Below are 12,792 nucleotides of genomic sequence, written 5' to 3'. Positions count from 1 at the left end.
GCCTGAGCGTGCAAAAAAAACGCCCCGCTGCAGGTGCGGCGGGGCGTTTGTCCGGAAATCGCATCAGGGCAGGCTGTGCGGCTGCCCTGCTGCGAAGTCTCAGGCGTCGATCAGGATCGAGGTGCCGGTCATTTCAGCCGGCTTCTCCAGCCCCAGCAGCTTGAGCATGGTCGGCGCCACATCGGCCAGTACGCCGCCGCCGCGTACTTGGACCTTGCGCTTGCCGACATAGATGAACGGCACCGGCTCGGTGGTGTGGGCGGTGTGCGCCTGGCCGGTGGATTCGTCTTCCATCTGCTCGACGTTGCCGTGGTCGGCGGTGATCAGCGCTTCGCCGCCGACCTTGTCCAGCGCCTCGACGATACGCCCGACACAGCCGTCCAGCGCTTCGACCGCTTTGACGGCAGCACTGAACACGCCGGTGTGGCCGACCATGTCGCCGTTGGCATAGTTGACCACGATCACGTCGTAGCGCTGCTGCTCGATGGCCTCGACGATGCGGTCGGTCACTTCCGGCGCGCTCATTTCAGGCTGCAGGTCGTAGGTGGCGACTTTCGGCGACGGGATCAGGATGCGCTCCTCGCCCTCGAACGGCTCTTCGCGCCCGCCGGAGAAGAAGAAGGTCACGTGGGCGTACTTCTCGGTCTCGGCGATGCGCAGTTGGGTCTTGCCGTTCTTGGCCAGGTACTCGCCCAGCACATTGTTCAGGCTGGCCGGGGCGAAGGCCGCCGGGGCCGGGATCTTTGCCGAATACTGGGTCAGGCCGATGTAGGCGGCCAGCTTGGGCAGGCGCGCACGCGGGAACTCGTTGAAGTCAGGCTCGACGAACACCCGCGACAGTTCGCGGGCACGGTCGGCGCGGAAGTTCATGAAGATCACCGCGTCGCCATCTTCGACCTTGACCGCCTCGCCGATGCGCGTGGCCTTGACGAATTCGTCGCTCTCGTCGCGCGCATAGGCAGCTTCCAGGCCGGCCACGGCGCTGTCGGCGCTGTACTCGGCAGTGCTGTCGACGATCAGGTTGTAGGCCGCGCTGACGCGGTCCCAGCGGTTGTCACGGTCCATCGCGAAATAGCGGCCGATCAGGCTGGCGATGCGGCCCTTGCCCAGCCTGGCGAAGGTCGCATCGAGCAGTTCGAGCGACGACTGCGCGCTGCGCGGCGGGGTGTCGCGACCGTCGAGGAAGGCGTGCAGGTAGATTTTCTCGGCACCACGCTGCGCGGCCAGTTCGGCCATGGCGACGATGTGGTCCTGGTGGCTGTGCACGCCGCCGTCGGAGAGCAGGCCCAGCAGGTGCACGGCCTTGCCGGCGGCGACCGCCTTGTCCACGGCGCCGGTGAGCACCGGGTTCTCGAAGAACTCGCCGTCACGGATGGCCTTGGTGACGCGGGTGAAGTCCTGGTAAACCACGCGGCCGGCGCCGAGGTTCATGTGACCGACTTCGGAGTTGCCCATCTGCCCGTCCGGCAGGCCGACATCCATGCCGGAACCGGAGATCAGGCCATGCGGCTGGGTGGCGCGCAGGCGGTCATAGACCGGTGTGTTGGCGGCATGGATGGCGTTGTATTCGGGGCTTTCGCTGTGACCGAAACCATCCAGGATGATCAGGACCAGGGGCTTGGGCGTGCTCGTCATCAATCAAACTCACGGTTGTTCAAAGATGATAAAGACACGCATTTTAGGGCAAATCGGCCAGCGACGGCGAATATTCATCGGCTCGAGCGACCGGCGTACCGACAGCCTGCACATGAAGGCTGGTTTCGCGCCGGCCCGGCGGGCTTTGGCGGGCATGGGTGGCTGTGTATACTGGCCGGCATTTTCAATCGCCTGGAACACCCCTGATGGTTGCTCACCTGATTCAATTTGCGACAGATCACTTCATCCTGGTTGCGATCTTCTTCATTCTGCTGATCCTGCTGCTGGTCAATGAAATCCGCCGCGGCGGCCAGAGCCTGAGCAACGGCCAGCTGACCGCGCTGGTCAACGCCGAGAAGGGCGTGGTGATCGATATCCGTCCGAGCAAGGACTACGCCGCCGGCCACATCGTCGGTGCGCTGAACATCCCGCAGGACAAAGTCGCCGGCCGCATGGCCGAGCTGGAAAAACACAAGGAAAAGACCCTGATCATCGTCGATGCGATGGGCCAGCAGTCCGGCACCATCTGCCGCGAGCTGCTCAAGGCCGGCTACACCGCCGCCAAGCTCAGCGGTGGTGTGTCCAGCTGGAAAGCCGATAACCTGCCCCTGGTGAAGTGATATGAAGCCCGTCATCGTCTACTCCAGCGACTACTGCCCTTACTGCATGCGCGCCAAGCAACTGCTGGCGAGCAAGAAAGTGGCCTTCGAGGAAATCCGCGTCGACGGCAAGCCGCAGGTGCGCGCCGAAATGGCCCAGAAGGCCGGGCGTACGTCGGTGCCGCAGATCTGGATCGGCGGCACCCACGTTGGCGGTTGCGATGACTTGTTTGCGCTGGAGCGCTCGGGCAAGCTCGACGCCCTGCTCGAGGCCTGATTCACGCCTCTTTCAACCATTTTCAGAAAAGGATCTGCCATGACTGACCAACAGAACAACGGCGCCGCCGAAGAGAACAGCCCACAATTCTCGCTGCAGCGCATCTACGTGCGTGACCTGTCGTTCGAAGCCCCGAAAAGCCCGCAGATCTTCCGCCAGCAGTGGGAACCGAGCGTCGCGCTGGACCTCAACACCCGTCAGAAAGCCCTGGAAGGCGACTTCCACGAGGTCGTGCTGACCCTGTCGGTTACCGTCAAGAACGGTGAAGAAGTCGCCTTCATCGCTGAAGTTCAGCAGGCGGGCATCTTCCTGATCTCGGGTCTGGACGCAGCGTCGATGAGCCACACCCTGGGTGCGTTCTGCCCGAACATCCTGTTCCCGTACGCGCGTGAAACCCTCGACAGCCTGGTCACCCGTGGCTCGTTCCCGGCGCTGATGCTGTCGCCGGTGAACTTCGATGCCCTGTACGCCCAAGAGCTGCAGCGCATGCAGGAAGCTGGCGAAGCGCCTTCCCTGCAGTAATCGCTTGCGTGACTGACGAAAAAGCCCCTGCGGGTCTACCGCAGGGGCTTTTTTGTGGGCGAGTGCCGGGCTTCAGCCAAACTGCTTCTGCTGTTGCTGCTGCCTGGCCACGGCCTCCGACGCCGCCACGTAGGCGTCCTGGAATTCATCGCTTTCCAGCCAGGCCATGGTCGCCGCTTCATCAGCGCCGTCGAGCCAGGCGCGGTAGGCGGTGAACACCAGGACAATGTAGTCGGTGGCGTGCTCTTCCTTGTGCCCCTTGAGCACCAGTGCCAGCAGCGGGTCGACCAGAAACACCGAGATCATCGAGACCAGGTCGGTTTCCTGGGCTTGCTTCATCCTGTCGAACAGGGCGTCGTAGCTTCCGGACTCCATGGCCTTGTTGAACACCTGCTCGACACTGCTGCTGTCGCCAGCGCTGGCCTTGACCGCCTGCCCGCCGCGGACCATGCGGTTCTGCTTGGCCTTGGAAGCGGCGCGCTTGGCGCGTTTCTGTTGCTTGGTGTTCGAAGCCATGGGTGAATCCTTGGGTGTGTCCGGAAAAACGCGTATTGAAGCCTAGTTGCCGCGCTTCTGGATAGAGCCCGGCGGTCAGAAGCTGTAGGTGCCGGTCACCACCAGGCTGCGCGGATCGCCGAACTGGATCTGCGCGGCGCTGGTTGCCGAGCTGTAGTAGGTCTTGTCGGTGATGTTGTTCAGGGCCGCGCGCACGTCCCAGTCATGGGTGCGGTAGCCGGCCAGTGCGTCCCAGTGCCCATAGCCCGGCAGCACCGTGGTGTTCTGGTTGTCGGCATAGCGCTCGCCGACCAGCACCAGGCCGGTTTCGGCGTACCAGCCCAGCTCCGGCTTCCAGGTCACGAACAGGCTGGCGTTGCGCCGCGCCACGTTGTTCACCCGGTTGCCTTCCAGGCCGCTGTTGTCCTTGGCGATGATGGCATCCTGCAGGCCGATGCCGCCGCGCACGTACCAGTTGCCGACCACATTGCCCTGGGCGGTCAGCTCCACCCCGCGCGAGCGCTGCAGGCCGGTGAGGATGGTGATGCCTGGGTTGTCCGGGTCGGTGGTGCGGCGGTTGTAGAGCTCCAGCTCGTAGACGGCAAGGGTGGTGCTCAGGCGATCGTCGAACCAGTCGCTCTTGACGCCGATTTCCTTCTGGCGAGTGTTTTCCGGCGCGGTTTCGTTGGTGTTGCCCGCCGCCCCCGGGGTGATGCCGATCAGGCCGCCGCCGACCGGGGAATAGGTCTTGCTCCAGGAGGCGTAGAACGAATGCTCCTGCCAGGGCGAATAGACCACGCCCAGGCGCGGACTGGTGCTGTTGTCGTCTTGCTTCTCGGAAATGCCCCGCAGCTTGTTGGTGGTTTCCACCTCGAACTGGTCGAAGCGCACGCCTGCGAGGATCTGCCATTGCTCGTTGAGGCGGATCTGGTCCTGCAGGTAGACGCCACGGCTGTCGACCACGGTGTGGTTGTAGCTCGACGGCACCATGGGCCCGTTGTGCTGCAGGCGTCGGTTGGGATTGTTCAGGTTCAGCGGTGGTACTGCCTGGCCACCGACGTTCGCTGCCAGGGAGGTATACAGGCGCGGGTCGCGGCGCTGATTGCCGAACTCCAGGCCCACCAGCAGCTTGTGCTCCAGGCCCCAGGTGCTGACGTCGCCTTCGGCCTCGAGGTTGTTGAACAGGTTGCGGGTGTTCAAGTCCTGCTGCCAGCGCTGGCGGGTCACCAGGTTGGTGCTCGGGGTGTAGCCGGTGAGGTAGGTGTTGTCGAAATCGCTGTCGAGCTTGAACAGGCTCAGGGTGTGGCGCACTTGCCAGTTGTCGCTGAGCTGGTAGTTCAGGCGCGAGCGCAGCGACTGCGACTTGTCGTCGATGAAGTCGCGCTGCGTGTCGCCATAGGTGGTGCTGCGCCCGACATCTGCCGGACGACCGCCGACACCCGGAATACCGCGATCCGGCGTGCGGTTGTAGCGGCTGTATTCGTACTGCACCAGCCAGTTCAGGTCGGGGCTCAGCTGCCAGCTCAGCGATGGGGCGAACAGCTGGCGGTTGCCATCGATGCCGTCGCGAAAGCTGTTGTTGTCCTGGTTGCCCATGTTCAGGCGCACGCTGATGTCGTCGGTCAGGTCGGCGCTGAGGTCGGCATACAGGCTGCGCAGGTCCTCGCTGCCGCCCTGGGCTTCGATGGTCGAACGGCGACCATGCTCGGGCGCCTTGCTCACCCGGTTGACGATGCCACCCTGGCTGCCGCGGCCATAGAGCACTGCGGCGGGCCCCTTGAGTACCTCGACGCGCTCGATGTTGTGCAGGTCGCGCACGTACTGGCTGTCGTCACGTACGCCGTCGAGATAGAAGTCGTTGCTGGCATCGAAGCCACGGATACGCACGCTGTCGAAGCGCGTGTCGGCGCCGCTGCTGACGTTGGGGATGCCTTCCAGCGCCTTGCCCAGGCTGTTGTTGCCGTAGTCCAGCACGTTGGCGGTCTTGACCGTGTCGATCGCCTGCGGGACGTAGCGCACCGGGGTCGAGGTGCGGGTGGCGGTGCTGACGTCCTTGACCCTCGGGTTGTCGCGTTCGCGCTCGCTTTCAGCGGTTACCGAGAGCTCCGGCAAGGTAGTGGTGGCGGCGCTGGCAAGGCCTGCGCTGAACATCAGCGACAGACCCAGGGACAGGGGAGACAGGCGGCAGGGGGCAAGCATCGGCAGGCATCCAGCAAGGTGGTTATGGGAAAAGGATGCGAATGGTAATGCTTGCTATTTGCTTCCGCTTGGCTATTTGTAAAGGCAGAGCTTTACGAATGTATCAATTTGTAACTGGTAATTATTCGCTTTAAAGCGCTGTGTTTCTGTCAAGTCGGAGCGCAAGGAGTCGTCTGTACGAACGTGCAGAAAATAGAGGGAATAACTATATGCCCCGCCATTCGGCACTGATTTGCACCAGCGCAAGGCGTTAATTTGGTTATATCAACCTTCATTTCACGTTTTTTTGACATTGAGAAGTGCACGCGGCTAGGATTCGGCCTCTACGCCTGCCGGCCATCAGTTGGCCGAGCGCCGGACGAGGCCCGCTACCTGCAAAAGGAGCGGAGTTTTCAGTTTGGATACAAGCGTCGAACCTACGAAGGGGCGTTGGTTCCTGGCGTTTTAGGTAGCAGAGCGTTCTGATTCGGTAATAAGGAAAACAACATGTTGAATACAAGGATCAGCCTGGTCGCGCTGGCACTCATCGCCGCCACCCAGGCCCAGGCCAACGAGCAGGCCGAAAGCAAGGGCTTCATCGGGGACAGCCACGCCAACGTCCTCCTGCGCAACGCCTTCATCAACCGTGACCAGAAGCACGACACCAACGATCGGTCCCAGTGGGGCCAGGGCGTGATCGCCAACTTCTCCTCCGGCTTCACCCAGGGCACCGTGGGTGTCGGTGTCGACGCCTTCGGCCTGTACGCCGTGCGTCTGGATGGCGGCAAGGGTCGTAACGGCGGCGCCGGTATCGACTTCTTCAAGCGCGAGAATACCGTCGATGCCGACGGCCGCAGCTCCGCAGCCAACGACCTGGCCCGTGGCGGCGCGGCGATCAAGTTCCGCATCTCCAACACCGTGCTGAAGTACGGTGACCAGATGCCGGCTCTTCCGGTTCTGCAGTACGACGATTCGCGTCTGCTGCCAGAAAGCTTCACCGGCGCCCTGCTGACCTCCAAGGAGATCAAGGGCCTGGAGCTGAACGCCGGTCGCTTCACCCAGGAAGCGCGCAAGAGCGCCCAAGGCCGTGACAGCGGCGCACTGAAGTCGATCAACGTCTTCGGTGGTAGCTACAAGTTCACCGACAACTTCACCGCGTCGCTGTACACCGCCGACAACGAAGACGTAATGCGCAAGCACTACCTGGGCCTGAACTACGTCTTCCCGATCGCGGCCGACCAGTCCCTGACCCTGGATTTCAACGGCTACAAGTCGAGCCTGAACAAGCAGTTCGTCCAGCGTGCCGAACTGAACGGCGACAGCAACACCATCTGGAGCCTGGCGGCCACCTACGCCTTTGGCCCACACTCGATCACCCTGGCGCACCAGCGCAACACCGGCAGCACCGGCTACAACTATGGCGGTTACAAGAACCAGCCATGGGGCGTGGGTGACGGTGGTTCGACCATCTACCTGGCCAACTCGTACTGGTCCGACTTCAACGCCGAGGACGAGCGTTCCTGGCAGCTGGGCTACGGCCTGGACTTCGGCGCCTTCGGTATCCCGGGCCTGAGCTACAAGATCGCCTACGTGGTGGGTGACAACATCAACACCCGCAAGCTGAGCAATCCGCAGGGCTTCGGCGAAGGCAAGGAGCGCGAGATCTTCAACCAGCTGCGCTACGTCGTCCAGGACGGCCCGGCCAAGGACCTGTCGGTCAAGCTGCGCGGCTCGTGGGTCCGCACCAACAACGCCGTCCAGCAGAACGGTTACAACGACGACGGCAACGAAGTTCGCGTGTTCGTCGAGTACCCGATCAGCATCTTCTGATACTGATCTGGCGAAACAAAACAGCCCCGGCAGATGCCGGGGCTGTTTCGTTTCAAGGCTACTGCGCCAGCAGTTGCGGATAGTCGCCGAACCAATATTTCATCGCGTCGGCGTCCACGCCGTTTGCCCCTGTCCAGAAATCCACCGGATAGCTCCAGTCCGACGAGCGCGAGCTGCTGGGCGCCAGGCCCTGGTTGGTGAAACGCTGCAAAAGCCCGGGGTGTTCGGGCGTCTGCAGGATCGCGCAATGCCCCAGCAGATCGATAAAGCTGCGCGCTTCCTCTTCGCTCATCTTCACGCCCTTGAGCTTGCGCAGTTGCTTGAGCATATCCTTGGGCCTTGCGTCGCCCGGCAACTGGCGGATCATCTCGAAGATGCGAGTCGTGAGCGGCAGAGCCTCAGGGCGGGGGCTGTCGATGGCGTTGGCCTGCTGCAGAAAGAACGCCATCTCGGCGATATCGCCACTCAGCACGCTGCCGCACAGGTAGCGTGTCTGGTTCAGCAGGACGAAATCGATGTCCAGGTGCTCGAAGGCACAGCACACCTGGCAATTGAGCTGGTTGTCGACGCTGAACGGGTGCTGCATGAAGTGAGTCGCGCTGGCGAGTGAGGAAAGTCCGGCGCGCAAGTGTGCCTGGTTCGTTTCCACGCCGTGCAGGAACTGGGCGACGATATTTGCCTTGTCGGCCTTGTCACGCTCCTGCAGCAGCCACTGCACCACCTGGTCGTGGGACATTTTCTGGCTTGCAGGTGCCAGCCCGGCCTTTTTCAGCACCGGGTCGATCGCTTCGCCTTCTTCGTAATCTTCCAGTGCCTCGCGAATCGCCGCCAGTTGCTTGCTTGTCGTCATTTGCCACATGTCCTCGTATTGACCTTTCTCGGTGCAGCCTTGCTGGTCAGGACCGGCAGTGAACTGACCTTGCTGACACCCGAATTGCGCAGATAGGTCTTGGCTGCCTTGATTCTGCGTCTGCCGCGGACCGTCTTGGCCTTGGCATCGGAAATACCGTGGATCTTGTTGCCACGCACCCTTGGATTCTTGCGGCCGAGCACCTGCTTGCGTTCGCGGATGCCGGCGTTCTCGATACCGCGTGCCACGTCCTTGGGCGTGCCATGGGGCGTGACCTGGTTGATACGGTCGCCATACCTGAAACGATAGCCGTCGGTGCCTTTGGTCTTGCCATGACGACGCATCACATCTTCCAGCGAAGTCTTGTCGGACGCCCGGCCGTGATAGTAAGCCTTGCCGTTGCGGTCGGTCAGGATGTAGTTCCAGTCCAGCCCGTGAGGGTCGATCCAGGTGAATGGGTTCGGCGAGTACTGGTAAAGGTTTATGCCGCCTTCCAGGCCGATGGGGTCGGGCTGGGTGAATCGCCCAACCTGCGGGTCGTAATAGCGGAACAGGTTGTAGTGAAGCCCTGTTTCGCGGTCCAGGTACTGGCCCTGGAAGCGCAGGTTCTGCTGTTCGGTGAACCGAGCGGCATTGCGCTCGTGCAACGTAGCCCCCCAGGTTCGATACTCGCACTCCCACAAAGTCTGGCCGTCGGCGTCGTTCAACTCGATAGGCTGGCCGTTGAGGTCGGTCTGGTAGTAGCGGATATGCTGATGTTCACCCAGCCCGTCGATCCGGGCCATTGGCTCATACTCGTCGCCGTACAGGTACAGGGTGCTGTGACCGTTGCGGGTTTCGCCCAGCAGTTGCAGACCGTCCCAGAGAAACCAGGTGCTGCCCAGCAGGTTGCCGTGGTCATCGTGCTCGTCCTTGCCAATGCGTCGCCCCAGAGGGTCGTAGTGCATGCTGACCTTGCGCTCCCTGCCGTGGAGGATGGTCGCGACCTGAACCAGGCGCTCCTGCGCGTCGTAGGTGAAGGTCTGCAATCCATGTTGGCTGCTGCGTCGCTCGAGCAGGCGGCCGAAGCCGTCGTAGCGATAGCGGTTGTCGCGATAGCGCTGCAACTGGTTGTGGCGAACTGCGACGCCAGGCGTCTCGGTGAGGTTGGCGGCGGGATCGTAGTGGAAGCTTTCGTTCTGCCCGGCCAGGGCGCTCTGGCAGGCCATCACCCGGCCGCTGGCATCGTGTGGCAACAGCATTTGATGTTGTTTGCCGGGTTGCTGGGTGTAGTGCTGGACCAGATTGTCCAGATCATCGAACACGAAACGCTGCTGCCAGGGCGCCGGACCGTGAGTTGGCTGCTGCGCGTTGCGGCGTAACTGGGTGCGCAGGCGGCCACAGCGATCGTACTCGTGGGTTGAACTCATGCGCCCCTGGGTCCGGCTGATTTCTCGATGCAGGCGGTCGCGCTCGAAGTCGCAGACCACGGTGCCGTCGATGTTGACCTGGTGCAGGTGACCGCTGCCGTAATACAGACGGTTCAGCGTACGGCCATCGGGCAGCTGTGTCTGGATCAGGTTGCCCAGTTCATCGTAGCGATGCAGCAGCTTGCCGGCGTCGGTGATTTCGGCCAGGCGCTGTCCAAGGCCGTCGTATTCGAAAGCGACACTGGCCGCCTGCCCCTGAGTGTCGGTGAAGGTGACCGATAGCAACTGATCCACGCCGTCGTAGCAATACTCGGTACAGCCATCGTCGGTAGTGAATGACAGCAGCCGACTGCCAGCATCACGCACATAGGTGTGCCGCAGCACCGGCTCTGGGCTGCCAGGTATGGGGTGCCAGTCGATTTCCAGCAGCTCGCCGAGGGCGTCATAGCGATAGCCTTTGCTGCTCAGGTCCAGGTTGTGCTGGCGCTGCAGGCGATCAGCAGCATCCCATTCGAACCGGTAGTGCTCACCGTTTTCGTTGGTCAGCGTCACCAGGCGGGCGAACAGGTCATAACCCAGGCGTACGCTTCGTCCCAGCGGATCGCGCTGCTCGGTCAACTGGCCGTGGCGGTCGTAGTGGTAAAGGGTCTGGTGACCCAGCGGGTCGACGTATGCCGACAACAGGCCAGCGACGTTGTAGCTGTAGCGGTGGGTTCGCCCATCGGGCTCGACCTGCTCGACCATCCGACCTAGCACGTCATAGCTGTAAGTGGTGGTTTCACCATCGGCATCGGTTACCCGGCAGGGAAAGTCATGGCGATCATAGTCGTAGCGGGTGCGATAACCGGAGCAGTCGATGTCCTCGACCAGCAGGCCACGACTGTTCCAGCGTTGGTGACGCTGATGCCCCGCGGCATCGGTGATGACGATGACCTGCCCACGTTCGTCGTACTGGTAGCGGGTCACCTGCTGCAAGGGGTCGGTTTCGCTGATGCAGTTGCCGCGCTGGTCGTAGCGGTAGCGCCAGCGATTTCCGGCACTGTCACGTTCCTCCCGTGGCAGTCTCCAGTGTTCCAACCACAGGGTCGACTCGCTTCGTCCCAGTGGGTCGATGGTCTCGGCGAGGTTGCCGGACTCGTCGTAGAAATAGTGCCACTGGCCGCCAAGCGGATCGGTCGCGCCGAGCATTTGGCGCTCATCGTTCCACTGGAACTGCCAGCAATTACCCAGGGCATCGAGATAACGCTCGATCTGGTATTGGCAGTTCCAGTGACGGACGCTGGTACGTCCGAGGTTGTCGGTGACCTCGGTCACTCCCTGGGCGATGTCGTAGCGATACTGGTAGCGCTCGCCTTCGCTGGTGGTGTGCAGTGACACGCGCCAGCCGTCCTCGCTCAGCACCCATTCGTAGAAGCAGCGCAGACCTGAAGGCGTCTGGTGTTCGATCAGCCGCTGGCCTTCGTCATAGGCGAATCGACGTTGCAATTGGCCCAATGCATCGCGTACCTCGTTCAGGTCGCCTCGAGAGTCGTAGCCGTAACTGGCCAGGGTTTGTCGGCTGCCGTCTTCGAACAGCTGTTCGATATGCCCCAGGCGGCGCGGCCAGCGCTCGTGCGGAATTAGCTGGATGCAGACGCGATCGAAGGTATCGCGCAGACCTGAAAGGCGTCCTTGATCGTCGTAGTCGAGATGGATGCGATTGTCGTTGCGGTCGCCCAGTTTGCTCAGGCGCAGGTGTGAAGGATTCGTGGGTGCGGGCTCGAACAGGCGGTAGAGGCCGGTCTCGATGTCCTCGATCAGCAGCTCGCCATTGAGGGCGTGACGTACGCTCAGTCCCTCGGCCGCGCTGAACACCGCATCACCTGGCGGGATCTGGCCCATGTCGATGACCCGCATCTGTTCATCGTTGTACAGCAGGCGATCGGCCCGGACAGTCACGAAGACTTCGTAGGGTACGCTCCAGCTGGCGCCGAACAGGCCGTCACGACGCTCGTCGCGGCTGTTGTAAGAGCGCTGCCAGTCCAGCGGCAGCAGGCTCTGCAGACTGAAGTCCAGGTCCAGGTCGTCAGCGAGCACCTTGGCGCCGGTCGGTGCGTGGACCGGATTCGGCGAGCCGGCAATTGCCGAGGTCAGGGCGCCGGTCACTTCGCTGGTAATCAGTGTCGTCACGCCGCCAACCAGCATGCAGCCGAAGCGGCTGTAGAACTTGCCACCGCGTCCGCGCAGCATCAGCAAGGCGGTGATGGCCAGGCCGATACCTGGAGTCTTGCCGCTGCGGATCTCACGCACGACGATCGGTTCGCCACCGATGCGCACGTTTTCGGAAATATCCCCGGCATCGACGATGACCGCCTCGCAGGTGCTGCGATCACCGCTGCGACAGGCGGGGTGACCGTTGATCAGCACCTTGCTCGAGCCCTCCGCCAGGTACTGTGGCGGCATGGGTGGATGCTTGCTGCAGAGGATCTTGTCGTCTTCGGCTTGCTCTGTATTGGCGGCGGGGCTGGCGACGGTCGGTCGCCACATCTGTGAGAAGAAGCCCTTGGCCATGTCGAGGAAGCTTTCGTCCTTCTCCACGCCTGGCGCGCCTTCGCCACTCGCGGCCAGGGGTTGCGCGGGACCAGTGACGATTCCGGCCGCTCGCGCAGCGCGTTTGCCGTTGGTCCTGGTGTCGGAGGAGCCGGTGAGAACGTTGGCTTGTACGCTCGGCGGGAACAGGGCATTGCCGATGCCCTCGCATAATCGACTGAGCCCGGTGTCCGCCCCGGTCTTGGCCATCACCACGCCCACCACCAACCCCACTACCGCGCCGAGCACGAAGCAGCCCAGGCCGCCGGTGGCCACCGTCAGGCCCAGTGCTGCCGCCACCGCGGCTGTAGCCAGGGCGCCGATGGCGATGTTTGCGGCAACCTCCAGCACACCACCGACAATATCGGCCATCATCGAGGTATGCATCAGTGCGTCGCCTTCGCGCGCGGCCCAGAGTGCGTCGGACAT

The 12,792-nt window shown here is 62.6% G+C and carries 9 protein-coding genes; 4 read left to right on the top strand and 5 right to left on the bottom strand.

The features are described from left to right. Positions 1–99: 99 nt before the first annotated feature. A complete protein-coding gene (gpmI, locus tag AC1TXO_RS25255; protein WP_486404242.1) occupies positions 100–1,635 on the bottom strand; it encodes a 2,3-bisphosphoglycerate-independent phosphoglycerate mutase in 1,536 nt (511 codons plus the stop codon). Between the two features lie 206 nt (positions 1,636–1,841). Here gpmI and AC1TXO_RS25250 point away from each other — a divergent pair, with 206 nt between their 5' ends. Genes AC1TXO_RS25250 through secB form a run of 3 tightly spaced genes read left to right on the top strand, consistent with a single transcriptional unit; the run spans position 1,842 to position 3,033 of the window. After that, entirely contained in the window at positions 1,842–2,255 is a 414-nt protein-coding gene (locus AC1TXO_RS25250; protein WP_486404241.1) for a rhodanese-like domain-containing protein, read from the top strand. Position 2,256: 1 nt separating this feature from the next. Then, positions 2,257–2,511: a glutaredoxin 3 gene (gene grxC, locus AC1TXO_RS25245; RefSeq protein WP_486404240.1), complete on the top strand. Its 255-nt coding sequence runs from the start codon at positions 2,257–2,259 to the stop codon at positions 2,509–2,511. Positions 2,512–2,550: 39 nt separating this feature from the next. Next, positions 2,551–3,033 (top strand): protein-export chaperone SecB, encoded by a 483-nt coding sequence (gene secB, locus AC1TXO_RS25240; protein ID WP_054891215.1) that lies wholly within the window; start codon positions 2,551–2,553, stop codon positions 3,031–3,033. A 72-nt stretch (positions 3,034–3,105) separates the two neighbouring features. Here the strand turns inward: secB and AC1TXO_RS25235 are convergent, their stop codons facing one another. Both AC1TXO_RS25235 and AC1TXO_RS25230 read right to left on the bottom strand, forming a co-directional pair. Further along, positions 3,106–3,549, bottom strand: coding sequence for a hypothetical protein (locus tag AC1TXO_RS25235; RefSeq protein ID WP_486404239.1), 444 nt, complete (start codon positions 3,547–3,549; stop codon positions 3,106–3,108). A 75-nt stretch (positions 3,550–3,624) separates the two neighbouring features. Beyond that, on the bottom strand, positions 3,625–5,727 hold the full coding sequence (locus AC1TXO_RS25230) for a TonB-dependent receptor (protein ID WP_486404238.1): 2,103 nt from the start codon (positions 5,725–5,727) through the stop codon (positions 3,625–3,627). A 486-nt stretch (positions 5,728–6,213) separates the two neighbouring features. Between AC1TXO_RS25230 and AC1TXO_RS25225 the strand changes: the two genes are divergently transcribed. Then, positions 6,214–7,536: an OprD family porin gene (locus AC1TXO_RS25225; protein ID WP_486404237.1), complete on the top strand. Its 1,323-nt coding sequence runs from the start codon at positions 6,214–6,216 to the stop codon at positions 7,534–7,536. Positions 7,537–7,594: 58 nt separating this feature from the next. Here AC1TXO_RS25225 and AC1TXO_RS25220 read toward each other — a convergent pair whose 3' ends face one another. Both AC1TXO_RS25220 and AC1TXO_RS25215 read right to left on the bottom strand, forming a co-directional pair. Then, the gene (locus tag AC1TXO_RS25220; protein ID WP_486404236.1) at positions 7,595–8,386 is read right to left on the bottom strand and encodes a hypothetical protein; all 792 of its coding nucleotides are present in this window, start codon (positions 8,384–8,386) and stop codon (positions 7,595–7,597) included. After that, the gene (locus AC1TXO_RS25215) at positions 8,383–12,792 is read right to left on the bottom strand and encodes an RHS repeat-associated core domain-containing protein (protein ID WP_486404235.1); all 4,410 of its coding nucleotides are present in this window, start codon (positions 12,790–12,792) and stop codon (positions 8,383–8,385) included. The genes AC1TXO_RS25220 and AC1TXO_RS25215 overlap by 4 nt, the downstream gene beginning before the upstream one ends.

This window comes from Pseudomonas sp. FA117, assembly GCF_057370475.1.
Note: the sequence above shows the minus strand (reverse complement) of the source record. Positions and strands in the feature narration are given on the sequence as shown.

What these genes read in the sequence shown, in the direction of transcription:
- AC1TXO_RS25220 (WP_486404236.1), bottom strand. Translation starts at nt 8,386, where the DNA reads ATGACGACAAGCAAGCAACTGGCGGCGATTCGCGAGGCACTGGAAGAT.
- AC1TXO_RS25225 (WP_486404237.1), top strand. Translation starts at nt 6,214, where the DNA reads ATGTTGAATACAAGGATCAGCCTGGTCGCGCTGGCACTCATCGCCGCC.
- AC1TXO_RS25215 (WP_486404235.1), bottom strand. Translation starts at nt 12,792, where the DNA reads ATGTCCGACGCACTCTGGGCCGCGCGCGAAGGCGACGCACTGATGCAT.
- secB (WP_054891215.1), top strand. Translation starts at nt 2,551, where the DNA reads ATGACTGACCAACAGAACAACGGCGCCGCCGAAGAGAACAGCCCACAA.
- AC1TXO_RS25250 (WP_486404241.1), top strand. Translation starts at nt 1,842, where the DNA reads ATGGTTGCTCACCTGATTCAATTTGCGACAGATCACTTCATCCTGGTT.
- grxC (WP_486404240.1), top strand. Translation starts at nt 2,257, where the DNA reads ATGAAGCCCGTCATCGTCTACTCCAGCGACTACTGCCCTTACTGCATG.
- gpmI (WP_486404242.1), bottom strand. Translation starts at nt 1,635, where the DNA reads ATGACGAGCACGCCCAAGCCCCTGGTCCTGATCATCCTGGATGGTTTC.
- AC1TXO_RS25230 (WP_486404238.1), bottom strand. Translation starts at nt 5,727, where the DNA reads ATGCTTGCCCCCTGCCGCCTGTCTCCCCTGTCCCTGGGTCTGTCGCTG.
- AC1TXO_RS25235 (WP_486404239.1), bottom strand. Translation starts at nt 3,549, where the DNA reads ATGGCTTCGAACACCAAGCAACAGAAACGCGCCAAGCGCGCCGCTTCC.